The sequence below is a fragment of the Pradoshia sp. Z4_20 genome (assembly GCF_058216035.1).
The window spans coordinates 194164-220624 of the sequence record NZ_JBZAJD010000005.1; the positions used below are offsets into that span (position 1 = coordinate 194164).

General features: G+C 39.6%; 29 protein-coding genes. 8 read left to right on the forward strand and 21 right to left on the reverse strand.

Features of this window, described 5'->3' with window-relative positions:
- Positions 1–634 precede the first annotated feature (634 nt).
- Positions 635–1306, forward strand: coding sequence for a TcaA second domain-containing protein (locus AC4BHP_RS13390; protein ID WP_066105770.1), 672 nt, complete (start codon positions 635–637; stop codon positions 1304–1306).
- Between the two features lie 367 nt (positions 1307–1673).
- On the opposite strand, the gene AC4BHP_RS13395 is transcribed toward AC4BHP_RS13390, so the two are convergent.
- On the reverse strand, positions 1674–2156 hold the full coding sequence (locus tag AC4BHP_RS13395; protein ID WP_490552774.1) for a hypothetical protein: 483 nt from the start codon (positions 2154–2156) through the stop codon (positions 1674–1676).
- 199 nt (positions 2157–2355) lie between these two features.
- Between AC4BHP_RS13395 and AC4BHP_RS13400 the strand changes: the two genes are divergently transcribed.
- Positions 2356–3273 (forward strand): helix-turn-helix domain-containing protein, encoded by a 918-nt coding sequence (locus tag AC4BHP_RS13400; protein ID WP_066105763.1) that lies wholly within the window; start codon positions 2356–2358, stop codon positions 3271–3273.
- Between the two features lie 211 nt (positions 3274–3484).
- Here AC4BHP_RS13400 and AC4BHP_RS13405 read toward each other — a convergent pair whose 3' ends face one another.
- The 4 genes from AC4BHP_RS13405 to AC4BHP_RS13420 form a co-directional block, all read right to left on the reverse strand.
- Positions 3485–3979, reverse strand: a complete 495-nt coding sequence (locus AC4BHP_RS13405; RefSeq protein ID WP_140461868.1) for a VanZ family protein — start codon at positions 3977–3979, stop codon at positions 3485–3487.
- A 122-nt stretch (positions 3980–4101) separates the two neighbouring features.
- A complete protein-coding gene (locus AC4BHP_RS13410; protein WP_490552775.1) occupies positions 4102–4392 on the reverse strand; it encodes a hypothetical protein in 291 nt (96 codons plus the stop codon).
- Between the two features lie 201 nt (positions 4393–4593).
- Positions 4594–4923, reverse strand: a complete 330-nt coding sequence (locus AC4BHP_RS13415) for a hypothetical protein (protein WP_066105755.1) — start codon at positions 4921–4923, stop codon at positions 4594–4596.
- A gap of 187 nt (positions 4924–5110) precedes the next feature.
- Positions 5111–6019: an LCP family glycopolymer transferase gene (locus tag AC4BHP_RS13420; protein ID WP_490552777.1), complete on the reverse strand. Its 909-nt coding sequence runs from the start codon at positions 6017–6019 to the stop codon at positions 5111–5113.
- A 129-nt stretch (positions 6020–6148) separates the two neighbouring features.
- Here AC4BHP_RS13420 and AC4BHP_RS13425 point away from each other — a divergent pair, with 129 nt between their 5' ends.
- The 4 genes from AC4BHP_RS13425 to AC4BHP_RS13440 all read left to right on the forward strand — a co-directional run bounded on the left by AC4BHP_RS13425 (position 6149) and on the right by AC4BHP_RS13440 (position 12151).
- Entirely contained in the window at positions 6149–7765 is a 1617-nt protein-coding gene (locus AC4BHP_RS13425; RefSeq protein ID WP_490552780.1) for an SWIM zinc finger family protein, read from the forward strand.
- A complete protein-coding gene (locus tag AC4BHP_RS13430) occupies positions 7752–10568 on the forward strand; it encodes a DEAD/DEAH box helicase (protein WP_490552782.1) in 2817 nt (938 codons plus the stop codon). Before AC4BHP_RS13425 ends, AC4BHP_RS13430 begins: the two co-directional genes overlap by 14 nt.
- Positions 10569–10695: 127 nt before the next feature.
- Positions 10696–11295: a hypothetical protein gene (locus tag AC4BHP_RS13435; protein WP_490552784.1), complete on the forward strand. Its 600-nt coding sequence runs from the start codon at positions 10696–10698 to the stop codon at positions 11293–11295.
- Positions 11296–11545: 250 nt separating this feature from the next.
- Positions 11546–12151 (forward strand): DUF3920 family protein, encoded by a 606-nt coding sequence (locus AC4BHP_RS13440; RefSeq protein WP_490552786.1) that lies wholly within the window; start codon positions 11546–11548, stop codon positions 12149–12151.
- Positions 12152–12188: 37 nt separating this feature from the next.
- On the opposite strand, the gene AC4BHP_RS13445 is transcribed toward AC4BHP_RS13440, so the two are convergent.
- From AC4BHP_RS13445 to AC4BHP_RS13455, 3 genes are all read right to left on the reverse strand, one after another.
- Entirely contained in the window at positions 12189–12632 is a 444-nt protein-coding gene (locus tag AC4BHP_RS13445) for a CBS domain-containing protein (protein ID WP_490552788.1), read from the reverse strand.
- A 209-nt stretch (positions 12633–12841) separates the two neighbouring features.
- Entirely contained in the window at positions 12842–13030 is a 189-nt protein-coding gene (locus AC4BHP_RS13450; RefSeq protein ID WP_066105730.1) for a hypothetical protein, read from the reverse strand.
- Positions 13027–13401 (reverse strand): single-stranded DNA-binding protein, encoded by a 375-nt coding sequence (locus AC4BHP_RS13455; RefSeq protein WP_066105726.1) that lies wholly within the window; start codon positions 13399–13401, stop codon positions 13027–13029. Before AC4BHP_RS13455 ends, AC4BHP_RS13450 begins: the two co-directional genes overlap by 4 nt.
- 259 nt (positions 13402–13660) lie before the next feature.
- On the opposite strand from AC4BHP_RS13455, the gene AC4BHP_RS13460 reads away from it, so the two are divergent.
- A complete protein-coding gene (locus AC4BHP_RS13460; RefSeq protein ID WP_490552790.1) occupies positions 13661–14074 on the forward strand; it encodes a YwpF family protein in 414 nt (137 codons plus the stop codon).
- A 34-nt stretch (positions 14075–14108) separates the two neighbouring features.
- Here AC4BHP_RS13460 and AC4BHP_RS13465 read toward each other — a convergent pair whose 3' ends face one another.
- A complete protein-coding gene (locus AC4BHP_RS13465; protein ID WP_148630395.1) occupies positions 14109–14525 on the reverse strand; it encodes a hypothetical protein in 417 nt (138 codons plus the stop codon).
- 335 nt (positions 14526–14860) lie between these two features.
- Here AC4BHP_RS13465 and AC4BHP_RS13470 point away from each other — a divergent pair, with 335 nt between their 5' ends.
- Complete coding sequence (locus AC4BHP_RS13470) at positions 14861–15934, forward strand: SDR family oxidoreductase (RefSeq protein ID WP_490552816.1); 1074 nt, start codon at positions 14861–14863, stop codon at positions 15932–15934.
- A gap of 122 nt (positions 15935–16056) precedes the next feature.
- On the opposite strand, the gene fabZ is transcribed toward AC4BHP_RS13470, so the two are convergent.
- The 12 genes from fabZ to AC4BHP_RS13530 form a co-directional block, all read right to left on the reverse strand.
- Complete coding sequence (gene fabZ / locus AC4BHP_RS13475) at positions 16057–16491, reverse strand: 3-hydroxyacyl-ACP dehydratase FabZ (RefSeq protein WP_066105716.1); 435 nt, start codon at positions 16489–16491, stop codon at positions 16057–16059.
- The gene (locus AC4BHP_RS13480; protein ID WP_490552793.1) at positions 16485–16742 is read right to left on the reverse strand and encodes a hypothetical protein; all 258 of its coding nucleotides are present in this window, start codon (positions 16740–16742) and stop codon (positions 16485–16487) included. Before AC4BHP_RS13480 ends, fabZ begins: the two co-directional genes overlap by 7 nt.
- A 53-nt stretch (positions 16743–16795) precedes the next feature.
- The gene (locus AC4BHP_RS13485; RefSeq protein WP_066105709.1) at positions 16796–17083 is read right to left on the reverse strand and encodes a DNA-directed RNA polymerase subunit beta; all 288 of its coding nucleotides are present in this window, start codon (positions 17081–17083) and stop codon (positions 16796–16798) included.
- 12 nt (positions 17084–17095) lie between these two features.
- Positions 17096–17941 (reverse strand): flagellar hook-basal body protein, encoded by an 846-nt coding sequence (locus tag AC4BHP_RS13490; protein WP_066105706.1) that lies wholly within the window; start codon positions 17939–17941, stop codon positions 17096–17098.
- 37 nt (positions 17942–17978) lie between these two features.
- Positions 17979–18812, reverse strand: coding sequence for a flagellar hook-basal body protein (locus tag AC4BHP_RS13495; protein WP_490552795.1), 834 nt, complete (start codon positions 18810–18812; stop codon positions 17979–17981).
- 768 nt (positions 18813–19580) lie between these two features.
- Positions 19581–20582, reverse strand: a complete 1002-nt coding sequence (locus tag AC4BHP_RS13500; protein WP_066103249.1) for a rod shape-determining protein — start codon at positions 20580–20582, stop codon at positions 19581–19583.
- A gap of 189 nt (positions 20583–20771) precedes the next feature.
- Positions 20772–21038 carry a sporulation transcriptional regulator SpoIIID gene (spoIIID, locus tag AC4BHP_RS13505; RefSeq protein ID WP_139892089.1) on the reverse strand — a complete coding sequence of 89 codons (267 nt, stop codon included), beginning with the start codon at positions 21036–21038 and terminating at the stop codon, positions 20772–20774.
- A 339-nt stretch (positions 21039–21377) separates the two neighbouring features.
- Positions 21378–22214 (reverse strand): stage II sporulation protein SpoIIQ, encoded by an 837-nt coding sequence (gene spoIIQ / locus AC4BHP_RS13510; RefSeq protein WP_066103298.1) that lies wholly within the window; start codon positions 22212–22214, stop codon positions 21378–21380.
- 159 nt (positions 22215–22373) lie between these two features.
- Entirely contained in the window at positions 22374–23393 is a 1020-nt protein-coding gene (spoIID, locus tag AC4BHP_RS13515) for a stage II sporulation protein D (protein ID WP_066103256.1), read from the reverse strand.
- Positions 23394–24053: 660 nt separating this feature from the next.
- Complete coding sequence (murA, locus tag AC4BHP_RS13520; protein WP_066103259.1) at positions 24054–25355, reverse strand: UDP-N-acetylglucosamine 1-carboxyvinyltransferase; 1302 nt, start codon at positions 25353–25355, stop codon at positions 24054–24056.
- 32 nt (positions 25356–25387) lie between these two features.
- On the reverse strand, positions 25388–26098 hold the full coding sequence (locus AC4BHP_RS13525; protein WP_066103262.1) for a YwmB family TATA-box binding protein: 711 nt from the start codon (positions 26096–26098) through the stop codon (positions 25388–25390).
- Positions 26099–26185: 87 nt separating this feature from the next.
- Positions 26186–26419, reverse strand: coding sequence for a DUF1146 family protein (locus AC4BHP_RS13530; RefSeq protein WP_066103265.1), 234 nt, complete (start codon positions 26417–26419; stop codon positions 26186–26188).
- Positions 26420–26461 lie beyond the last annotated feature (42 nt).

Below are 26461 nucleotides of genomic sequence, written 5' to 3' on the forward strand. Positions count from 1 at the left end.
TACAGGTTTCCCTATCACTTTTCCACAGTTTCTGGCTAACCAGTTCATTTAAAATGACTATTTGTTGGTATTTGTTTTGTTTCACTTCGTGTTTTTTACGGTATAAATAGGGTACAACCATTCCAAATTATGTATAAAAAAGGAGGCGCGAAACTATGAGAATCCGAGCAGGCAGTTGGAGAATGCTTTCTAAACAAGAAAAGATCTTTATCCTGAATGCAGTCAGTCAGCGTCGGACATTTTAATCATCGCCAATCGGATGGTTCCTTACCTCAAGTATATTTGTAGGGCAGGAACGTAGGTTAAAGGTCTTTTCCTCTGTTCACTTCTAAAAAGATAAATATACTAGCCACCGCTTTATTTACTTTCTCACTTTTCCTCAATTGTTGCTTTCAAGTAACCAATCATCCGTATCGTGACGGGTGATTATTTTATTTGGGCCTATTCATTAATCGATTGATTAATTTAATCTTCTAACTCCTCCGGGTTGAAAGTATACTATACATATAGATGGTTACTGTCTTTTGTCATAAAAAATTCAATATGTATTATTTGAAATTATTTTCAATATGCCGATATAGTAGAAGTAAGTAACCGTTACTTATGACCCAATCCTAAAGGTGGTGTGAGGAAAATGGCGAATCTAAAAATATCCCCACTATTAAAAATATCCCTAATGATTATACTCACTGTCCTTTTATTCGTTAGCTTTTATTTTATAAAGGGACCGTTTCTCGATAAGGATACTCTTGTCAAAAAAGTTGAGACCGCTCTCGCCGATCAAAATGTACGTCAGCTCTCCCGGATCCTAACCTCATCAAATGAAGACCTAGTTATTGACGAAGAAAATACAAAAATCTTGATGGATTACCTTCAAAAAAATCCTGATTACACCCAAAGCCTTCTGACAGTTCTCCATGAACAATCCCGATATTATGATGATGATTCATCCAAAACAGGTAAGGAACAGCCCAGGATTGAAGGATTTTTAACACTGAAAAAGAATACAAATTCCTGGCTGCCCGACAACTATTCAATTGAAATCGATCCAGTTTATCTGACGATTACCACAAATTCTAAGCATGCCACCTTAATGGTGAATGGTGAACAAGTCGTTAAGGCCAACGAAGTCATTTATGAAAAGAAAGTCGGTCCCCTTCTACCGGGAGAATACAAAGTCGAGGCAAAATTGAAAACAAATGATACGGATATCAATGAAAAGAAGCAGGTTGTTTTGTGGAATAGTGATGAGAAAATCAACATGAATTTAAATGATGAGGAAGTCGGCTTGGATACAAATGAATAATGATAAGAAAGACAAAGATCGGTCTTTGTCTTTTTTTTATTTCATTCTTTACAAATATATACTGAAATATCATAAGCAACAAAAAAGAAACTTAGGTCTATTCTCTTATTATATTGTTAAAACTTCTCAGTATACTTTTACAAATAGGAAGTTTGAATCAAGCACAGAAAACGAACATTCGATAATATTGTAGAAGAAAGCCCATTTTTATGATTCGTTTTTCCATATAAAAGTACTGAGAAAATCATTTCCTCAGTACAGAAAAATTATTCTGATGTAAACAGTTTCTTAATATACTGTTGGCAACTCATCCGACGTCTTATCATCTTTTTCCTTCTGTCTCACATATAAAAATTCATCAATATGGTTAGCCAATTGTATTCACTCCGTTACTCAGTTTTACATTATACATGGTTGGTAGTTCAGCTACTTTTGTCGGCTTCACATTATACATAGTCGGAAGCTCTGCTACTTGTGTTGGTTTTACATTGTACATAGTCGGAAGCTCCACTACTTGTGTTGGTTTTACATTGTACATAGTCGGAAGTTCCGCTACTTGTGTTGGTTTTACATTATACATAGTCGGAAGCTCCGCTACTTGCGTTGGTTTTACATTGTACATAGTCGGAAGCTCTGCTACTTGCGTTGGTTTTACATTGTACATAGTCGGAAGCTCTGCTACTTGTGTTGGTTTTACATTATACATAGTCGGAAGCTCCGCTACTTGCGTTGGTTTTACATCGTACATAGTCGGAAGCTCTGCAAGATCCGTTTTAGAAATAGTAATTGTCGCTGTCAAAGCACTGATACCTAACACACTAGCACCGATTAACATAATTTTCTTTTTCATACATATTCCCCTTTTCATTCATAAGTTTATAAGTATAATTGGTTTATGATTATACTTATATTTAACCATATATTTACTTTTAAAGGTTTATTCGATACAGGGACTTTAGATTCAATTTATTCAATATAAACTAGCACATACATACTTTTTTACATATAAATATAACTATAGGAATACTATCGGAAAGGGGGTACCATGAATGGATTTCTCCGCAATTGGTCAGCGAATAAGAGATTTGAGGAAATCACTTAAACTATCTCAAGACGAGCTAGCCCAAGGAATATGTACACAAGCACAGATAAGTAAAATTGAAAAAGGTGATGTATATCCTTATGCTAATACCTTATATCTCATTTCACAAAAATTAGGAGTGGATGTTAACTACTTCTTTGAAATCGGTTCCACTCCAAGAGTAGACTATGTTAATGAGGTAAGCAGACAGTTACGGCTAACGCGGCGCCATCTCCTCTACGAAGAGATGAATAGAATTGTAAAATTAGAAGAGGACAATCCGCTCTTTACGCAAAATGGGCGTAACAGACAGCTGATCTTATGGCACAAGGGTGTCTATGAGCATGCTGTAAATAATAATGTGGAAAAATCTATAGAATTGCTTAAGTCAGCAATTGACTTAACACATGTTTTGGATAAAGTTTGGAATGAAAGAGAAATAGAAGTACTCATGTCTATGGGAGCAGTCTATGTTACAGACAATCAGAATGAGATTTCTCTAAAAATATTTTTGGAAGCTAAAGAGCATTTATCACATTTAGTTTTCATTAGTGATCATTCGATTTTACCGCGGCTGTATTATAATATTGCCAGAGTGTATACTCGATTGAAACAATATGATGAATCTATTACATACTGTAAAAACGGTATAAAATACTGCTTAGAAAAAGACAATCTATTCCCATTGGCTGAATTACATTATCAAGTTAGCTACAATCTCGAAAAGCTTGGGAAGTATTCAGATTCCATATATTATTTAAATAAGGCTATTTCGATATTCGAATTAATCGAAGATAAAAAATATATGAACCTTTTAAAAGAAAAAAAGAGTTCCTTGGAATTACACTACGGAGACATAACAAAAGCTGATCATTCTAAAACATGATCAGCTTTTTCTATTATACCATAACAATATTATCACCCGTTAAAGCATCTACATAGATATTTACTTTTCCAAAGAGCTTTTCTGAATGATATATATACATCTTTTTACCGGCGCCTAAGCTCAACTAGATTTTAAGAAAGGCGAAGTTGTGTGTATTCAATTCGCCTTTTCTCTTATTTGAAGCTATTATGTTCCAGCTTCTCTACAATTATTACTTTCGAAATTTTCTCCATACAAAATATAAGACAATCCCTGTCAATCCACCCACTGTATCAATCATCACATCATGAAAGAGTGGCGTGCGGTCACCTGTGAATGACTGATGCCATTCATCTGAGCAGGCATATAGAAAGACAATTCCCATCGTGATTGCCGTTACCTTCACCGCTCGCTGTACCCATACTCTGACGATACTGGCCAATATAAACGCCATTACAAAGTAAACGCTAAAATGGGCACCCTTACGGATAAAAAACTCAACAAAACCCGGCAACCCTAACGCTTCCACACTAATCTCTACACCAGCATAGGTGAAGCTTATTTTTGAAAGCAAAGCCACTACCGAATCAGGAAGCTTTAAGTTCTCACTCAGCAACGGTTGAATGTTTTGTTCGGTATAAGGCTGTGAGGAGGAATAAAATACTACTCCCACAACCAACAATAAAAGTATTAAACGGTATATGATCTTTTTCCTGTCATTATTCATATTCCTATCCTAGCGGAATTCATCCGCAAGGTAAATGCCAAAGACTTGCAGAATGGAGATTTTCTCTTAATCAATCGATTGATTAATTCGCTTTGTATGTTTGCCTATCAGTATGAAAGGTATTAAAACATGGCTACTACTCCCATTGCTGCATATACCATTCCGAGGATAACCATAAACCAACCTATAGGGTTCGATCTTTTAAACGCTACTTCGTTTAAATAAATAAAATAAACTGTCAAAAGACTTACCGTAACTAACTTGATCCAACCTGCTATATAGACATAGTTCAGGGGCACGAAGGAAGAATAGGTCCCAATACTCGATATAAACAACATGACCGTTAAAATAGTTAAAAAAGTCATGTCTCTAACAAATCTTTTTCTCGCTTTTATTTCTTTCATACTCTTCAAATGACATCCCACCTCCTCTGCATGACTTTAATTCCACGCTAGAGGATAATTTTCCTACAAAAAAAACGGTTCATTCCTACTCGTGTATAAGGATAATTACCTATTCCGGAATATTCATAAGGGAATCCATTGCATTATCTACATAGTAAAAAGACCAAATCCCGCCTCCTAAGAGCGAAATTTGGTCTTCTTTTATATTAATTATGCCATACTGGCTAGTCGATTATCTTGGTAACGAATATTTTGGATTCCAATGACATTTAGAAATTTTTTAATTTCATTAATAGCGGCTGTTTTATGTCCGTCTATGACTGCTAGGTCCGTGACAAAGGCAATTTTCGGGTATTTTGTTTCACGTTTCTTAGGGTTTAGCATCGGCTTTTCTTCAATAAGTTGAGCGTCCATTTCCTCTTCACATGTCAGAATAACCGCTTCACCAATTTTCATGTTTTCCCAATCAAAAGAGAACGAAAATTCAATTGAACACTCACCGTCAATAAACTTTGGTTGTACTTTTACGTTTAACTCCACTATGCCCAGCCTCCTTCATTGGTTATTTGTTCCTAGTATAACAGGAGTGCCTATGAAGGTGGCCTGACCACATATGAGTAAAACACCAATATTCTTACATGTTTATTCAAAAATGCTCGCTCTGGCGCATATTTTTATAACTCCAGGAATATTCCTAGACGAATATTTTATATTCTTTATTCTACCTTTAATCCCTAAAATATTCCATATGTTTTTGTAAAATTCCTTTAATTCTTTTGACCTCTTCCGCGCGAATTACCTCATAATAGATTCCATTTATTTTTTCAGCTGTGCCTTCCATACTGATATGATCAATATGCTGAACTGCCTCCTGATAGTTGTTTTTTATTTTTATCATCTCTGAAATTGTGATATTTGTTTTCACATTATTCATTAAGGTAGTGGCGATTTGATCATAGTTAGTTAAGCTTCGGATATTGGCACCTGTTCGAATTACCTCACCAATTACCTCATACCGCCGCTGCTGCCGCCCTTCTTCGCCATTTGGCTCCAGCTGGCGCATGCGCATATAGGCCAAAGCCTCTTCACCATTTAGCTGGATTTTACCTTTAGCAAAATGTTGCCCATCATAAGAGAAGTCTAACTGGTTTTCAACCGTGATACCTCCGATGGCATCCACCAGCTCCTCCACTCCATCCGTATTGATGCTCACATAATAATCAATCGGGATTCCCAAAAACTGTTCAACTGTCTCCATCGACAGTTCCGCTCCTCCCTCTTGATAGGCGTCACTGATTTTATCCCATTTCTCGCTTCTAGCAATTTTTACTCTTGTATCCTGTGGAATACCGAGCATTTTAATGTTATTGTGTTCCGGATTGACCGTTATGACCATAGTAGTATCCGGTCTTCCGTTTGTATCAATACCTAGCAACAATAATGAAAATGGCTCTTTTTTAGTTAAATCAAGCTGTTCTTCTCTATAGGGTGATTGGCGTTCCCGCAGTGGATCCTTTATTGCTTGAAAGGCCTGATAAATAGGATATCCGACAACCAGGACAATCACAATTACAAACCCGGAAATCCATAACCATCTATATTTCTTTCGTTTATCTGCACCTCGATTTACATTCATCGCATTCTCTTCTTTTTAGTTTTTATCTTTAGTCTTCTACTTTCCTCCCCCTTTTCATACGTTTTTTTGATCAGTTTTGTTACAATTAAGATTAAACTTGGTTAAACTGTCTCGTAAGGAGAATGATATATGCACGATGCACTTAAATTCTACGGGGAGCGAATTTCGGATATTCTCTCTCCTAAATCAACTAATGATGTCAATTTAGTTTCGAAGGGTCTTGTTCTTTATCGTCAAGGGACAGTGGTAAAGCTATCGATCGAATCTGATCTTATTCAAGGTGTCGTACAGGACGTGACAAAGGTGAACGTCACTTTGGATTTAAGTTTTCCAAGCAATAGCTCTTGTTCCTGTCCAGCGATTGATTTATGCCGGCATCAGCTGGCTGTATTCTTTGCTGCCTACAGTAAGGAAGCCAGCGTTACGGAATGGGTGAATCATTGGAAGAATAAAGAGGACCCCATGTTCCGTTTAAAGGAATCACTAAAAAATGGCCCCGTATATAAAGAAAAAAGCAAGCCTTCTAAACCGGAGCATACATACAGTGCCTGGAAGGAATTTTTCATCCGTTCCGCACGGGAAGAGTTAGCCATCCCTCCTTACTTTATGGCCGGGATAAACCGCTCTGCTTCTAATTTTCAGCGTGCAATCCAGCGCAGCGAGCCCTCCAATCAGCAATGGGTGCCTTTATACCGCAGCATTGCCTATTATATGGGCTTGGTACATTTATTTGATCTGCAGAGTAGTACGAAGGATCACTTTCAGGAGGAACTGCTGGAATCTATGATTCACGAACTGTTCCTTGCCTTTAAGGATGAAGTTCATCGGTTTGAATCCTCTATCCGTCCATTTGATTCAGAGGAGTTTATCCATTCCTGGATTGATGAAACAAAGAATTTGCCAACCGGTGAAATGGGAAGCGGCTATTATCGCTGGGATATCTATCGAACGATTTGGACAAATATCATTACAACAAAAGAAGAACGCGGGGCTGAAATAGATCGTTTGTCAAACCAGCTCCCGGCTCTCGCCGACTCCTTGCAAATTGAGTTGGTCTTTTGGATGATGATTCACATATATATGGTCGATGGCAAGGATGAGCAGGCGTTAGAATGTTTAAATAAGCTTGGTCCGATATCCTGCTTCTTCCTTACCTTTGTGTTAGAGGAACTGCATAATGCAAAGGAACATGCACGAATGGTTCCCTTTGTTGAATTCTTCTCAAAAAATATTAAAGCTTATTTGCATGATTATCAGACTCAGGAGTATAAGAGAACTCGATTTTTATATAATGCCCTGCAAATTATTCGTCCTTTTTGCTCAGCCGCCAAACGATTCGACTTGCTCGAACGTATTCTAAGGGAAACCATTCCTTACTCCCTTATTCCATATTCACACTATTTGTATGAGAAGAAGGAGTATAAAAAATGGGTCGAGCTCCAGGTTGCTGAGCGTGTTGATGTCCTTTATGAATGGTCCAATCAAACGAAGGAAATTCAAAAGGAACAGCCTGAAGTCCTCCTTCCTATTCTGCATCTGCAGGTAGTTAATTTGATTGCGGCTAAAAATCGTTCATCCTACCGGGAAGCGGTCCGTTATTTAAAAAAGCTGAGAACTATTTATAAAAAACTTAAGCGCGTAAACGTTTGGGAATCTTATATTGAATATATCAGCGATGATAATAAGCGATTACGCGCTTTTCAGGAAGAACTTAAGAAAGGAAAGTTAATTGATGCAGCTGATTGAAACTCTTCATATTCAAATTGAATTACTTGAAGGCGGACGCGTCTTTATTTATGGAACAGATGAGGGTGAGCCCGTTCCTGCCGAATTGTGGGCAACAAGCTTCTTTCTTTGGGACGCGGATAGTTACTTTGGGACGAAAGTGGATATCCAAACACTTGATGGTAAAAGCGGTGTCCTCATGAGCGCCCATAAATGGATGAAGGTGCTGGCAGAAGAGCCTTTCAACAGCTTTATTAATTGGTCCTGGTCCAATTGGGCATCCATTAGTTTAGCTTTGGCCCAATCCTTATATGAAACCGTTGAAAACGGAACGGTTATGCCTGATTTTAACGATAGGAATCAAGACGGCATTACCTTCCCGCTCCCACAGGAAATACTCGAAGACTTTCAGGACTCCTTTTGGGAACAGGAAATGGCCAGACACGAGCATGACGGAATCCAAACCATTACGGTTCGGCGTTTTGCGGAGGAATGGTTAAATGAAGCGATTAAAGACCGTCCCGGCAATCATCGCGTAGGTGATTTGCTTGATTTGTTTGCTGAAAAAAATATCTCCACCAAGGTACTCAGCCGCTTCTTTGACGGAGACCGTTGGGAAATTTGGACCGGTGCCAAAGAAGATGAATTGCCTTTTTCTATGGGAATGCGCCTGAGCGAGCCTGATTTTGCAGCGGGTGATGAGGTTGACCAATGGAAGCTAGAACCGTTTATGCGCGGCAAGCGAAATGAGGAGCAATTTTTCATATGGGCTGATCGCCATAGGATTCCTTTTGCCTGGAAAAGGCATTTAGAGATGGCTGAAAAGGAAATCGCCCGCTGGAAGGATATTTTCCCTTGGATTGATGATATTGTCACTGAGGACCAAGCCTGGGATTTCTTAACGGATGCTTCCGAGGTCCTACATATGCTTGGCGTAGAAATTCTATTGCCATCATGGTGGCAGGCAATTAAGGATGCGAAAATCGCCATGAAGGCTAAAGTGAAAAATTCGCCAAGCCGCCGAAAATCATTTGTGGGTATGAATGCCTTGCTCGATTATAATTGGCGTTTCTCCGTCAATGGCGCTGAGGTTTCCGAGGAGGAATTTAACAAGCTTGTTGAGGAAAAACGGAAGCTTGTCTATATTAGAGGACGCTGGGTGAAACTGGATCCTGCCTTAATGAGGCGCATGCAGGAATTGAAGAAGGAAGCAGATGAGCGAGGATTGCGTATCAATGATTTACTTCAGCAGGAGTTGGCACAGGATGAGGAGCTTGAGGATGAGAATGAAGGGGATTACGCACGAATTCAATTTGAGCTGAATAGTGACCTGAGACGCTTTATGACTCGCATCAACTCACTTCAGGATATCCCAACTGTCCAGGTACCCGATGCCTTCCAGGGCGAATTGCGGCCGTATCAGCAACAGGGAATGAGCTGGCTGATGTTCTTACGTGAATATGGATTCGGTGCCTGTCTGGCCGATGATATGGGTCTAGGGAAAACGATTCAGCTCATCAGCTATCTGTTAGCGGTGGAGGCGAAGAATGGTCCAGCAAAATCTCCATCCTTGATTGTCTGTCCGACTTCTGTGCTCGGAAACTGGCAGAAGGAGTTTGAAAAGTTCGCTCCATCCATGAACGTCCATCTTCACTATGGTCCAAGTCGTATGAAGGGTGAACAGTTTAGGGATGGGTTTGGCAATGCCGATGTGATTCTGACAACCTTTGGGTTGCTTCATCAGGATGAGGAAGACTTTTTATCCATGCAATGGAATGCTGTTGTGCTCGACGAAGCGCAGAATATCAAGAATTCCCATACGAAGCAATCCCGTTCTGCCCGTAAGCTTGAAGGCATTCATCATATCGCCTTAACCGGTACTCCAATGGAAAATAGACTGAGTGAGCTTTGGTCCATTTTTGATTTTATTAATAAGGGCTATCTTGGCTCACTAACGCAATTTGATAAAAACTTTGCCGGACCGATTGAACGCAATGGTGATAAGAATAAAATTGCCACCCTGCAAAGGCTAATTCAGCCTTTCCTTTTAAGAAGGACGAAAAAGGATGAAGAGGTTGCTCTCAATCTGCCGGATAAATTGGAGCAAAAGGAGTTTATCAGCCTAACAACCGAGCAAGCCGCTTTATACGAACAGCTTGTTAAAGATACGCTTGATCAAGTTGAAAAACTAAGCGGTTTCGAACGGAAAGGGCTTATTTTGCAGATGCTAACCAAGCTGAAGCAAATCTGTAATCATCCTGCCCTTTATCTAAAGGAAGAGGCACCAAAGCATATTCTTCATCGATCCGGGAAAATGGAAAAGCTAATTGAATTGCTCGATATCATTTATGAACAGGATGAAAGTGTGCTTATTTTTACACAATACATTGAAATGGGTAATATGATTAAGCAAATCGCTGAGCGCCGCTATGGTCATGTCGTTCCATTCCTGAACGGCAGCGCCAATAAAAAACAACGGGATACCATGGTGGCCGATTTTCAGGATGGCAAGTATCCGATTCTTCTACTTTCCCTGAAAGCGGGCGGTACAGGGCTTAACCTGACGGCTGCCAACCATGTCATTCACTATGACCGCTGGTGGAATCCAGCTGTTGAAAATCAGGCGACCGACCGTGCCTACCGTATTGGGCAAACGCGCTTTGTACATGTCCATAAGATGGTTTCCTCCGGTACACTTGAGGAGAAAATTGACGTTATGCTGGAGAAAAAACAATCGCTTAACGATGAAATCGTCCAAAGTGACAATTGGATCACCGAGCTATCCTCAGATGAATTAAAGGATTTGCTGGTGCTTGAAAGATAACTTTTGGCCATCCCCTTCTTAAAAAATAGGGGATGGCTTTTTTGTATCTATTAGAGTCGGAATAATAAAAATTGATTAAACAAATAAAATAATTTACAGTTATTAGTAAAAGGAAATGGAAACAGAGGTGAGGAAACTGAGTTTTAAAGAGGTTGTACAAACTTTTGAGAAGACACAAGAGTTAGCTGATGCACCGCTCACGTATATTGCGGTGATCTGTTGGACAATCATTGGAATAGCTATTTTCTATCATGTCATACGTGATCGGAGATCTTTATCCAGTGTTGCAGTTGGTATAAGAGTAATTTCCTTAGCCGCGGTTGGCTTCATTGCGTTTCACTTATATACGACTATCTCTGAATATGATTATTCACTTGATGAGGAAAAATGGAAACAAGAATATTTACTTGCTTATTTAGATTCACAGCCTGAGGATAGGCTGGCCATTGAACAGGTGGAGGCGACGAATACAGATGGTGACAAAGCAATTCCTTCAATGCACCTAAAAAAGGGATCACCTACCGTACACGTGAAATTTTTAACTGTCGGGAAGAATGGCGGCAAGCAGGAGATTTCCACTCAGGTAAAGATTAAACACGTACAGGCAGAAACCGCTCCATATCTCACCTATAAAACTATTGAAGATGAATTATCCAATCAATATAGAGATGATATGTACTATGAAACGACTCTATATATCAATCAAGATAGCAATTTGTATAAGTAAGGAAAGAGGGTCTCTCCTCTTTCTTTTTTAAGCAATTTATTTACTTACCCTCTTTTAAATAAAGCCAAACCACTTATTTGACGAAATTTGTTCTTCGTTGTATACTTTTCTACATTATTCCTTCTTTTTCCACATTTTCTATATCGATTTATGTAGTAATTTGTTGCGAATGTATAGTCACGGTCCTGGCATATCATGTTATATGCCCAATTAAAACAGCCAGATTAATTAACAGGAGTTGCTTACATTAATGATCGTAGAAGAAAACATCTCTCTTGAAAGTACCTTAAATCGCCCCTCCAGATTAGCGAAAACAGTTTTACGTAATCATTCAAATATCCTATCCGATTTCCAGCTTAAACAAATACTCAATTTACTTTATGACGATTATAAATACTTAGGAATGACCATTTCCATATACGATCATCCAGATCAAGTCATCGCAGACCGAACCGATTTTGGAAAGGAATTTATTGATGATTGGTGTTATGAGGATTCTTTAAATGGCACATTGGGCGGGTATCATAAGCTTGGTAAGATTGCATTATTTCCCTTTAACCATAAGGTAAAAAACAAAAAATACGAGCGCGGGCTTATGCAGCTATTTTTACTACAGGATCTCTTTCATGAAATTCGCCATGCCTACCAGCGTGTCCATATGAAGAGGCAGTATAATACGCCTTATATCAACACAGGCAGAAATGGCTATCAATCACAATGGGTCGAACGGGATGCTAACATGTTTGCCCAAAGGATGATTGAGAAGCATCGCAACTCTATCAACACCATTTTAAATATCGATTTCTTATGGAAAAGCTGCTGGGGACGTTTTTACGTAACAATAGTACGCCAATAGAAATAAAAAGGAGACTCAGAAATGAGCCTCCTTTCTCTTACAATTTTTCAAGTAGTAACTCGCCTAATTTACGAATCATATCCCCACGGCTAATTACACCTACAACCTGACGATTTTCATTGACTACAGGTATCTTTTTGAAATGGTGTGCTGCCAGCAGCTTGAGTACATCTTCAAGCTCATCCTCTTCTCGAACAAAGACTACTTTTTTCTTCATAATTGCTTTAACCGGAGATTCACTTTTTGATTTTAAGGTTTCATCCAACTCTTCTATATAAGTGACATAAGAGGAAATGAAGGCTTTTGGGTTCATATATCTAAGGACATCCCCATCTGTTACAATCCCTAACAGTTTATTGTTTGGATCGACCAGAGGAAGTCCTCCGATTTTATGTTTCATCAATACTTCCAGCAATGTTTTAATACTTGCATCTTCATTTAAACTGATTACATCCTTAATCATGAAATCCTTTGCTTCCACCTTAAATCCCTCCTGGCTGTAATAAGAAAATATGTATCTACCGTTATCTTACCAATAATTTCAATTCTATTTCTAATAGAAATTTACCTTTTAGCAAAATAATTATCCCAAAACTGAAAAAAAGCCGCGCATTGGCGGCTATCAAGAGGGGGTATAACTTTTATAAGTGTATTGGAGGCATTTTGTGTGCAGATTATGTTTGTGAGGGATTAATGTTCGTGGAGTTGATACGTTTGTTCACATAATTGATATTGAAGCTCCTTCATGTTAGACAATTCTTTTATGAGGATTTGCAGAGTCTGTTCGATTTTTCTCAAATCTGACTCACTTTTGGATACACGGCTATTTACACTGCCAACGATTCGGATTAAATCAGCGACTACTTCCCGCTCGTTCATAAAATAGGCACTGCGTTCGTTTCCAGACTGCCTTCATGAAGGTTATTCACCCGTTTTCGATCTAAAAAGTTAACACTTTCCACTATAACTTCTGTTACATACGTACGCTTTCCTTCTGGATTTTCATAATTACGTGTATGAATTCTTCCAACGATACTGACTACAGAACCTTTTTGACAATAGGATGCGGTATTTTCAGCTGCCCGATTCCAAAGTGTACAGTTTACAAAGTCCGTCCCATACTCGCCATCAGCATTCTTAAAATTTCTCGTAACGGCCAAAGTAATGTTTGATACAGCTTTTCCCTCCGGTGTATAACGCAGATCAGGATCCTTCGTCAACCTTCCAACAAGCGCAACCTGATTTAACATACTACCTTCACCTCTCTTTTATATAGCTTACAGAGGTATCATAAAAGAGTTATGGTTAAAAGTAAAAGAGGCGATTCGGGACTTTAGAGGGAGATTTTCACTCAAATTTCCTTTTTGAATATATAAATATGGTGTTTGTAATCAATATTTATAATCTGTGAATTATTTAACAAACTCTTCGACAAACAATATAAATATTTTTTCTTTTTTTTACCATGCTATAATGAACATATAATAATTTAAAATTGGAGGTAAGTTGATGAAAACCTTTAAGTTAGTTTCCTTGCAGTTACTTCCAGACAATCAGCATCCAACCGAATTACATATCCTAGACGGATTAATTATTAATAAAGAAAATGAGGCTAACACTTGGCTTATTGAGGCAGTCGTTGATTATGAACATTTCAATCTTTTCAAGGAAATCACTGCTGATAGTGAGAAGCTTACCGTTAGCTGTATTATCACAAAGAAGGACAATATCCCTGCCTATTTTGATGCAACCATCGCTGATGTCCGCAAGATGGATCAATTCGCCAGCATCCTGTTTCGGGCAAAGATTCGCAATCGCAGAAGAGAAGCCGTTGAATTCCTATTGGATACACTAGTAGATGAAGGATATAATGGTGAGGATTTAAAAAACGCCTTTAAAGAAGGCCTGGGTAGTAATAAATAACAGCTGGCGAGATTACCTCGCCAGCTTAAACTTGTTACTTATTTTTATCTTTACCATTGTTATTGTTGTTATCAAGGATATCGTCTGCGCCTCGATCTGCATCGTTCCTGATTCTATCCCCATCTTCTCTTACATCTGTATCTAAATTGCCACTATCTAAATCGGAACCATTATCATTGATATCATTCATACCATTATTATCATTGTTACGATTGATACCATTGTTACCATTCGTTCCGTTGTTACCATTTGTACCATTATTATCTTTTGTACTTTCGTTCGTATCTATCCCATTATTATCGTTCGTACCGTTATTTTGCTCATGGTTGTTGTTACCTTCTGGAGGCGGGTTATTGTCATCGTTATTATTACACCCCACCATTAACACAGATGCCAACGCAACCCCCATAATCGCTTTATAAAACTTCTGCATTCGGCATGCTCCTTTCAAACTTTTATGACCTGATCAGGTCTGTTTTTAGATTACCCAGAAGAGGGCAGATTATGATGGAGCAAAAAAAAGCAGGCCCAAACATTTGGGCCTTCAAATAGGGAGAAGTGATATGGTTATCCACGTGCCAGTGCTTTTACACTAGCCTATATTCCTTTAATAACACAAACAGGTAAATTCTAAACGTATTTGTGAAAATTCCCTTCACCGTAAATGTGTTCGCTCCTTATTTCAGCTGATGCTTACCCTAATTTTTATTGTATGGATGGTTCATACTAATACAGCCGGAGTTCCTGAAAGCATTTTGCATAAAGGCCTCAAGGTAAAAGGCATACATCATAAGTGAGGAATACTTTATGGATATAAAAAAAGTCGAACAGATGAAAGATCAATCTATGGAGAGACTCCATTTAAAGGAGCTGAAAGACCAGGTAATTGTTATTACTGGTGCTTCTAGTGGGATTGGGCTTGTTACGGCACGTATGGCAGCTGAAAAAGGAGCCAAGGTTGTTGTGGCAGCCCGGAATAAAGATGCCCTCCAGGAATTAGTCTACGAATTGAAAAGCAAGGGGCATGAAGCAGTCTGGGTTGATGCAGATGTTGGTGTTGAAGAGGATGTCCTTAAAATTGCTGAAACAGCCATCTTGAATTTTGGCGGCTTTGATACATGGGTGAACAATGCGGGTGTTTCGATTTATGGAAAAACAACCGAAGTCAGCATAAAAGATATACGCCGCATGTTTGATACTGTTTTTTGGGGTGTCGTATACGGATCCAGAATCGCGGTCGAGCATTATAAAAAACGTGGTGGTCCAGGTGCCATTATTAATATCGGCAGCTTCTTCGGCGATAGGGGAACTGTTGTTCAGTCAACCTATTCTTCCGCAAAATTTGCTTTACACGGCTGGACGGAGAACCTGCGGATGGAGCTCGAGAAGGAAAATGCGCCGATTTCTGTGACACTCATTCATCCCGGAAGAATTGACACACCTTACAATGAGCACGCTCGTAGTTATCTGGAAAAGCAGCCGACCCATATAGGGATGATTTATGCACCTGAAACAGTAGCCGAGGCCATCCTTTTTGCCGCAGAGCATCCAAAACGCGATATGTATGTTGGATCTCAGGCTAAACTCCTGGCTATGCTTGGCAGGTTTGCCCCAAGGCTTACTGATAAATTTATGGAAAAGACTATATATCATACCCAGCATGATAGCCGTCCCTCCAACCCACCGGAGGAAAGCGCCTTGTATAAAGCTGGATATGGATTGCATGAACGCGGCACCAATAAAGGCTGGATCCGCGAAACAAGCTATTATGTAAAAGCATCCAAACACCCAGTCCTAACTTCAGTACTGGTAGCCGGGATTGGCGCTTGCCTATTGGCTACCTTCATGCAAAATAAGTAGGCGAAAAAGCAGAAAGGCTATTTATGTGAACTGCCCCTTAAAAGTTGTTTGCTGTCTAACTTTTAAGGCCAGTACATTTTGGCCCTTCTGCTTTTTTATTTTTTACGTGAGTATTAAGGATTTCAGGATTTCTGATCGCCTAAAGCAAATGTTATTTCAGCTTCACAAGCCAGCTCACCATTCACAGTTGCCCTGCCAATTCCTTTTCCAATCGGACCGCGTACTCTCGTCAATTCTACTTCCAAACGCAGTTGATCACCAGGACGCACCTGTCTCTTAAAGCGGCATTTATCGATACCGGCAAAAAAAGCAAGCCTGCCCTTATTTTCCTCTTTAATCAAAACAGCCACCGCTCCCACCTGAGCCAGCGCCTCCACAATCAGCACCCCCGGCATAACCGGATAATCCGGAAAATGACCATTAAAAAACTCCTCATTCGCCGTCACATTCTTAACACCAACTGCCCGCTTCCCCTCATCAACCTCCAAAATCTGATCAACCAACAAAAACGGATACCGATGCGGAATAATCTCCTTAATTTGCTGAACATCTAACATATAATTTCCCCCTTATTATTAAAAAGCTGAGACGACTGCCCAGCTCCGAAAAGCATAAGATGAGGTGCGTAGGGAGAGCGTCTTTTCTCTCCCGCAGCAGCTACACTTATGTCTCGAGGAGCTAGGAGTCGAAGCTGGATTACATCAAAAAGCTGAAGGGCCTTATTCAAGGAACGAAGACTAAATGCGCCACGTCCTGCAGGCCAGCAGCAAGTGTAAGGAGACGCAAAAGTGGTAAGACCACTTTTCATCAAACTTCTCCCATCCAATAAAAAACAGGAAGGGATATGCCTTCCTGCCCGTATTATTTGTCTTTATTCTCCGTCGTGTCCTTATTGACCAGATCAACGATATGAGTCCATGTAGATTTCTTAAATACATCCATTGCTTTTCCATCACCCATAACGGAATAGCCAACCATGGCTCCACCAACAAGGGCCATCATCGTCAACACAAGGACAATTATAATACGAGCCCAAAGTGGCACTAACCGGATTTTGATTTTTTGATCATTACCCAGTTTTTTTCTATCTATTCGACTGTTTGGTTCAGACTCAGTCTGCTCACTTTTATTATTAACCAACGCTTGCATTCTTTTACTCCTTTAACGAATACCGTTGACCAACCCCATCATTTGATCGGCCATACTAACCGTTCGTGATTGAAATTGATATAACCTCTGAGTTTGCATCATTTCTGTCATCTCAGTACTAATATCGACATTAGATTGCTCCAAGTTTCCTTGAACCATAGAAATTCCTTCTCTAAAAGCACCGGTTAGTTGGGTATATATGTCGTTTTCTGATACATCCAATTGTGCCATATTTTTCGGAAGAGTGAAAGTATTATTATTTATCATTTCCATAAATTGCGGCTTCTTGACGGAGATAATCCCCAGATTAAATGATTGAGTCCCATTTTCAGTAGTGACATTTAGCTGGCCTTTATCTGTAAATGTTATGTCACTGGGATTACCATTTATCCTAATTTCCTGATTATTTTCATCCAATACTGCACTGCCATTTGAAGTTACCAATTGCACTTGATTAGATCCATCAGAAGCTGGACTAAGATAAAAAGCCCCATCCCTTGTGTAACCAAGCTCACTGCTAGTGCCATCTGCCGTGCGAATGGCAAAAAATAAATTCTCATTAGTAAGGGCGACATCCAAGTCACGTTCCGTTTTTTGCAGATTACCCTGTGCCAAATTAAGCTGAGACTGACTCATTTTTGCGCCAACACCCACTCGAATACCATTTGGCGTCAATCGGCCTTTTTCCTTCTCAGTTCGCTCCTGATTATTGAATTCCTGAGCGAGCATGTCTGAGAAATAGGTTTCTTTTCTTTTAAAACCGGTCGTCGAAGTATTTGAGATATTATTCGAAACTGTTTCCAGCTTCTTTTGCAGCTGCCCCATTGTATTTGATGAGGTTATCATCATTCGATTCATCCTTATTTACCCTCCTCTTCATTCAGCTCTTTATCGTTTACAGCTTACCTATTTCATTGACGGTTTTTTGCATGCTTTGATCATAGGCTTGTACAATCTTTTGATTGGCTTCAAATGTACGATAGGCAGCCATCATATCAGTCATTGTTTTAGATGAATCCACATTAGACTGTTCAATTGAACCTTGTTGAACAGCAAATTGAACATTATTTAATGTATAGGCAGAAGGCAGCTCTCCTTCATTGATCCGGTATAATCCATCGCCTTCCTTGATGAGCTGTGCCGTTGGAGTAGCGCTAAAGCTTATTCCAATTCGCCCTCTATTCAATGTTCCCTCAGATATCTCACCCTGAGAACTAATCGCAAAATTTTCGGAGTTTAAAAGGATACGTTCCCTATTTTCATCTAAGACATAATAACCGTTAGCAGTTGTTAAATAGCCTGAGCCATCTAATGTAAAATTCCCGTTTCGTGTATATCTCAAGCCATCAGGAGTCTCAACTGTAAACAGGACCGTACCCGATTGATTCGTTTCAGGATCAATAGGCATAGCTTGATCTACAATAGCCATGTCCGTAGTATTGTCGGTTGTTTTAACATCACCCTGTGAAAAAGATGGGATAGTCTCTTGTACATAAACACCCGTGTTCAATGCACCCACATATTTTGAATGATTGATGGATACTGATTCCTCTACGGGAAGATTCACTTTTTCATAACTGCTAAGCAGCATTTCTGGAAATGAGCGTACACTCGCTTGATCCTCTTTATATCCGACCGTATTGGCATTCGCTAAATTATTTGCAAGCAGCTCCGTTTTGCGTTGCTGAGCTAGCATACCGGATGCCGCTGTATAGAATCCTTTAAACATTTCTCCACCCCCAAATAGGCCTAACAAACACCCATATTACCATTATATAGGGAATAATTTTATAAGATACGGACTTTTTTCCTAAAAACCGATTTCTCTCGACATAGGGGGAGTATATGTGGACTTTGTAGTGTTAACTGGAGTCTTTTTTTGTCGACTTTTCTTTTTGTGTGGGAGGAGAGATGTTGTAGAGGTGTTGCATAGGTCGGGTATAGGCGCTCCATAGCCGGGGCATAGGCGGAGCATAGCTGCTTTCCTGTACCCTTCACCTACCTTTGACCGACCTATACCCGGGTATAGGTCCCTCATAGCCAGGGCATAGGTGGACCATACCTGCTTTCCTCTACCTTTCACCTACCTTTGACCGACCTATACCCGGGTATAGGTGCCTCATAGCCAGGGCATAGGTGGACCATACCTGCTTTCCTCTGCCTTTCACCTACCTTTGACCAGCCTATACCCGGGTATAGGTGCCTCATAGCCAGGGCATAGGCGGACCATACCTGCTTTCCTCTGCCTTTCACCTACCTTTGACCGGCCTATACCCGGGTATATGTGCCTCATAGCCAGGGCATAGGCGGACCATACCTGCTTCACTACACCTCTCACCTACCTTTCACCTGCCTTTCACCCACCTTTACACAGGCACAGGTCGCATCATAGATGAATCATTCCCATGCACGGCATTGCCCTCCAACAGAGGACGTCCCTTTATACATACAAAAAAACCAGTTCATCAACTGAACTGGTTTTTTTATTGCCTGGTGATTATACTAATTTACGGCGAGTGATTCGATCAATATTATCAAGCATCATACCTGTTCCTATTGCTACGCAATCCATTGGATTTTCTGCGATTAATACAGGTACCTTTAGTTCTTCAGCCAATAACATGTCCATGCCGTGAAGCAGAGCTCCGCCGCCTGTTAGAATTACTCCGCGATCAATAATATCAGCGGATAGTTCTGGAGGTGTTTGCTCCAACACAGATTTTGCTGCATGAACAATGACATGAATGGACTCACGTAATGCCTCTTCGATTTCTTCTGAACCAACTGTGATGGTTTTTGGTAGCCCTGTCACCATATCACGTCCGCGAATATCAATAGTTTCATTACGGGAACCTTTAAAAACGGTCGCAACTTTCACTTTTATATCTTCAGCTGTACGCTCTCCGATTAAAAGCTTGTATGTACGTTTGATGTAATTTAGAATCTCGGCATCAAATTTGTCACCAGCCATTTTTATGGATGCTGATGTAACGATATCCCCCATTGATAATACGGCAATGTCAGTTGTGCCTCCGCCGATATCGATGACCATGTTACCGCTTGGTTGGAAGATGTCCATACCTGCGCCGATTGCCGCTACCTTTGGCTCTTCCTCAAGGTAAATCTTTTTGCCGCCACTTTTCTCTGCTGCTTCACGAATCGCTTTTTGTTCAACGCTTGTAATATTAGTTGGACAGCAAATCAAGATACGTGGTTTTGATAAGAATCCTTTTACGTCCAATTTGTTAATGAAGTATTTTAACATGGATTCCGTTACATCAAAGTCAGCAATCACTCCATCTTTAAGCGGTCGAATGGCAACAATATGTCCTGGAGTACGGCCAACCATACGGCGTGCTTCTTCTCCAACAGCTAATACACGATTAGTATTCTTATCCAAGGCTACGACAGATGGCTCATTCAGCACAATTCCTTTACCCTTTACATAAATGAGTACATTTGCAGTACCTAAATCGATTCCAATATCTCTCGAAAACATAACCTAATTATCCTCCTCAAGGAACTCTACAATTCCTTCTACTGTACTAATTAAAAATTTTATCATATTTTGTAGAACAAAAGGAACTATATTACCAAAAAATCTGCCATATTCAGGAACAGTGTAGGGAATATGACTCAAATTAAAAAGGCCGTTGATTTCCTCCGGCCCCTTCCTCCTGTTATTCAATTACTGAACCGGCTCTTCCTCTGTTTTTTTATACTTCTGCTTGGTTGCTTCTCCGCCTCTTAAATGCCTGATTGATTTATGATAATCAAGTATTTCCTTAACCTCATTAGCCAATTCCGGATTTATATCTGGCAGTCGTTCAGTTAGATCTTTATGGACAGTACTTTTGGATACACCAAACTCCTTCGCGATTACGCGAACTGTTTTTCTCGTTTCCACGATATACTTTCCAATCTTGATAGTTCTTTCTTTGATGTAATCGTGCAATTCCCTCGCCCTCCCTATTTTTTTGAGAAGTACGAGATGTTGATTCGCTGTATTGCAGCCTTTAGTATGTATTTTTATGAATGAGTAATTCATTGTCTTGGATTCCTGATAGATTTAACGAGTCTTCACCTCTTGCATTCTCTATGTGTCAGGTTTGTAAAAGTTTATTAGCTTGGTTCCACTTTTATGCACAAAACATGCAATAAGGACAAGACTTCTTTGGTTTTCGTGCCATTTAAGCCTATTCGACAACTTTTTTTCCTGCACTATTTCCCGAGAAATAACAGGCAATACGTCGAAAAAAATGCCTCCAGACAATAGAGCCTGAAGGCATTTTCTTTATTCGTTACCTGGTTCTTGATTTGGATCGGACTCTTGATTCTCATTTGAGTCCTCAGATGTTTCATTACCTGCATCATCTTGATTTTCAGTTGTTTCTTCTTTTTCTTGATCAGCTGAATCTTTAGCCTTTGTATCGGCTTCCTTTTTCTCAGCTTTCAAAGAACTGATTGGTTTATCAAGATACTCTAACGGGTTGACAGCAACATTATCTTTTCTCACTTCGAAATGGACATGGGTGCCAGCTTCTTCATTAATAGCACTTGTTCCGCCTTTGGCAAAGGTTTCACCTTGTTTAAGGTTGTCTCCCTCTTTTACTTTAATATCCTTAATGGAGGAATAATGAGTTTCTATCCCTTTATCGTGCTCAACAACAACTAAGTTACCGAGTAATGCATCTTCCTGCACACTTTTCACTTTTCCGCTCATAGAAGCCGTAACATCAAAGCCTTTTCCATCCTTCATGGCATAGTCGATTCCTGTGTTAGGCTGATACGTATTATTATAGACAACAAGGGATGCTTCCTGTTGCTTTGTATCTCCATCCACATCATAAAATTCCTTTTTAATGACAGCAGACTCTGCCTCGCTCATTGGAATTGTGAAGGTTTCCAGCGAATTGTTCACTTCAATAGATGGCTCATTATTTTCAGACGTAATGTTTTGTTTGTTCTCAGATGGATCTTGCGTAAATTCATTATCGCTTGCTTGATAAACTAAAATACCTGTCAAAAGGACCGCTGCACTAAAAATATAAACTGCCGGCAAAAACCAACGCTTTTTCATTATACTTTTTACTTTTGACTGAGAAGATCGTTTATTTTCTTCCTCTCTCATTTTCATCACCTCTGTCATCATTCTGAACACTTTTCAGAAAATATATACATGGGCGGTGAAAAAATTTATATCTTTTGTAAAACAAGCTGAAATTATGCATGAAATAATTTATTTATAAGAAGAAAATAAAAAAGAGCCTATACAAAGGCTCTGGTCAGTTCACTTCTTCGCTGTATACGTAGGCAGGTAGGCTGTTGCCTGTGATATTTTTACGTCTTTATAATAGTAGGAGATGATATCCTTATAGGATTTACCTGACTGTGCCATTCCGTTCGCTCCATACTGACTCATTCCTACTCCATGACCGTAGCCCTTTGTCGTGATTACAACTTGGTCGCCCTTTTTGTACCAGGAGAAATCACTTGATTTAAGGCCAAGCTGCTCTCTTACCTTTTTACCAGTGAGACGTTTACCGCCTATCTCGATTTCTCCAATTCGATTTCCTTCTGTTCGGCTAATTATCTTGCCAACATCCTCTTTGCTCGCAACCTTCACATTTAGGAGACGTTCAAACTCTGATAACGATATCGTTGTTTCGCTTAAATATTTTGGGGATTTCTCATCCCAGGGACTGGCCACACTGCGCAGGTATGGAAGTGCATTCGGCCAGTAATCTTCTGAGTTCTCGGTGTATCCATTGCTGGTTGAGAAAAAAGATGGAGTAATTAATTCTTCCTTATAGGTTAAAAGCTGCCCTTTCGTTGCGGAAACGGCCTCTTTAATCTTTTGCATATTCGTTTGATATTTATTTCCCCAGGCAGCTTTTAACTCTTTATCATTTAAATAGACCTGATCATTCACAGTATCCGTTATATCGGCACCCTTTGGAATTTCCTTCTTCGTTGTGGCTGTAAGTGCCTTTACGATAAACGTTCTGGCTGTCAGGGCTTGTGCCTTTAATGCCTCTAACTCGAAATTAGCAGGCATTTCAGCGGCAACTACACCAGCTACGTATTCCTCCAAATCTACAGCCTCCACCGTCTTTTGAGTGTTTCTGTACACTTGGATGGTTGTTTGTATCTCGGCCTTTTTCTCCGGCTGCTGTTTCGGTTCCCTTAACACGTGCTGCTCAGCCTCTGCTTCATCATCATTAAAAGGTGCGACCAGGAGTGTGGGAATCATAATAGTAACGGCTGCAACAAGACTAATAGCAAAAATAATCGGTTTCCAATGCTTCATATAGTAGTCTCCCCTCTATTCAGTTAACTGTCCAACACTTCATATGTATGAATTCTCTTATATGAATATGTCTATAAATAGTTAAGAGGGGCAAACTATTTATTAGGAATGATTCTTCTTTTTCTTTTCATAGTTTCTGTAAAGACTAAATAAAATATATAGAATGATTCCAAACAATAAAACATCAAATAAAATCTTAGCTACCTTAAAGATTAAAACCGCTAAGCAAACAATTAAAATAAGTTTTATTATGGTCGATACGCTTATGTCTTTCAAACTAAAAATCTCCTTTCCTTTATTTTATCAATTATAGTCTATTAAAATTTCAGATTATTTAGTGAGTTACCCCCAGAAGTGATGGAATTGTGTATAAAGTTGTGGATAACTAGTGAACGACCAATATTTTTAATAAAATCTTTAAAAAAACTTGAAAAATAAAGGTTTGAAATGTTGGAGAGCTATTTTCACACCCATTTATGTGGATAAGGCTGTTGATAACCCTGTTACAATTGTGAATAACTTGTTGTTAATTTGTTTATACACCTGTGGGTAACTCTATATACGTTGATATTTATATAAAGGTAACCAATAAATTGTCCACCGTTTTTCGTGGAAACGAAAAAGCCAGACATTTCTGTCTGGCTTTCAACGCACTAAAATTTACGCGTTTTCCGCAATAACTGTAGATTCTTCCTGCTCAGAGGATTCATTAATACGCTCGATATCTGCACCAAGCGCAGCAAGTTTACCATGGAAATTCACATATCCACGATCCAAGTGCTTAAGCTCTGTTACCCGAGTGACACCGTCAGCAACAAGTCCGGATAAAATCAAGGCTGCTGCTGCGCGCAGATCTGTAGCTGCTACTTCAGCTCCCTGAAGGTTTGCTTCTCCAGAAATTATAACAGAACGGCCATCAATTTTAATATCAGCGTTCATGCGACGGAATTCTTCTACATGCATAAAGCGGTTTTCGAAGACCGTTTCAGTAATCATGCTTATTCCATTGGCACGTAACAACAATGCCATCATTTGAGATTGCATATCAGTCGGGAACCCTGGATGCGGCATTGTTTTAATATCTACTGCTTTCATGCTATCTGACCCAATTACACGCAGGCCATCTTTCTCTTCTTTGATTGTAATACCCATCTCTTCCATTTTAGCCACAAGAGAGGATAAGTGCTCCATTACTGCACCTTGCACCAATACATTTCCGCCTGTAATTGCAGCAGCAACCATGAAAGTTCCAGCTTCAATACGGTCAGGAATAATGTAATGTTCAGTACCATATAGCTTTTCTACACCCTCAATACGGATTGTAGCTGTTCCTGCACCCTTAACCTTTGCACCCATTTTATTCAAATAGTTAGCCAGGTCCACAATTTCAGGTTCTTTTGCACAGTTATCTAATACAGTGACACCATCTGCCAATGCAGCAGCCATCATGATGTTTTCAGTAGCTCCTACACTTGGGAAATCCAAATAGATTTTTGCACCTTTAAGACGACCATCAACCTCAGCTTCGATAAAACCGTTGCCGACTCTCACTTTAGCGCCCATTGCTTCAAACCCTTTTAGATGCTGATCAATTGGACGTGAACCAATTGCACAGCCGCCAGGTAAAGCGACGCGAGCTTTTCCGTTTCTAGCCAATAAAGATCCCATTACAAGGACTGAAGCACGCATTTTACGAACGTATTCGAACGGCGCTTCTTCTGCTAATGGCTTTGAGGCATCCACTGTTACAGTATTATTGCTAAAAGTGACTTCTGTATTTAAATTTCGGATTACTTCATTAATTGTATATACATCGGATAGCTCCGGAACGTCTTTAAGAACGCTTTTTCCTTCACTTGCTAATAATGTTGCAGCTAATACAGGTAAAACGGCGTTTTTTGCACCCTCTACACGAACTGTACCTTCTAACCTGTTTCCGCCGCGGACAATGATTTTTTCCAAAGTTATTCCCCTCCGCGTTCAATATCTCTATATTAGTATTCAAATGCTATTATCGGTGTGCCAATGGTAAACTGTGTCCCACTGTTCTTTTGATCCTCTCTGATATCTCGAAAGGCCAGTTGGAGGTTCATTCCATTGGTCATCATATTCTTAAATTGATTGCTTTTTGCAGCAACAGAAATAAAATTACTTTCTATTGCACTTTCCATTGACTTAGCTTCATATTCATTCATCCAGTTTTTTAGTAGAACCTTATCCATATTAGCACCGGTTATCCCTTTGATACAAGAGAAATAGTGAGGGGGGTCCTTAAACATGACCTTTGTCCCATTTTTTAGCCAGTTTTGGATAAAATCAACTTGTCCACGTGTCCACTCAGTCCCTTCTATACTCGTAATTAGAACTGTTTTTTGTGAATCACTGGACATGATTTTAATCTTCGAGGTAATATTCAACTTTTCATTCAGATATGTACCAACCAATGTTTTTCCGTTGCTGCTGGAATCTTCGCTCCAAACATAATTGGTATATTCAGTCTGTATGTCAGCCGCCACTTCAGAAAATTGATTATCAACACTTGCTCGGGCCAAAACAATCCAATCCGTTATTTCTGCTGCTGGATCGACACGCTTTATACCCTCAGCAATCATTAGCAAGTCGCTTTTAGCCAATGCTTCTGTCGTTTTATTCCCCACATATAAAATCATCAAACCAACAATTATTGAAAGAATCACTTTTTTCATGTATGCCACTCTCCCCTATTGCCTTAGTTTTACCTTAGGGAATCATATGCATACAGAAATCCGTTCGTCACTTTCTGACAGCTTCGGTTAATTAAAGAGATTCGTTAATTGCTGAGCATAACTCCAGTAATCAAGAAAAAATCCGCTGACTGCTGAACCGATGGTAATGGTCAGCAATATATACAGCACTCTTGCCTGAAATACTCTTCCTGCTCTCAGCAGCTTATCAAAGTGCAGCGCTTGTAATGCCCACCATGTAACAGCTATAAAAAACAAATGACTCACAATACTGAGCAAAGCTTGCATTCCGAATGAATTCATGGTCTTTTTTCCTTTCAAAACTAAAGATATACGAATTCAGTG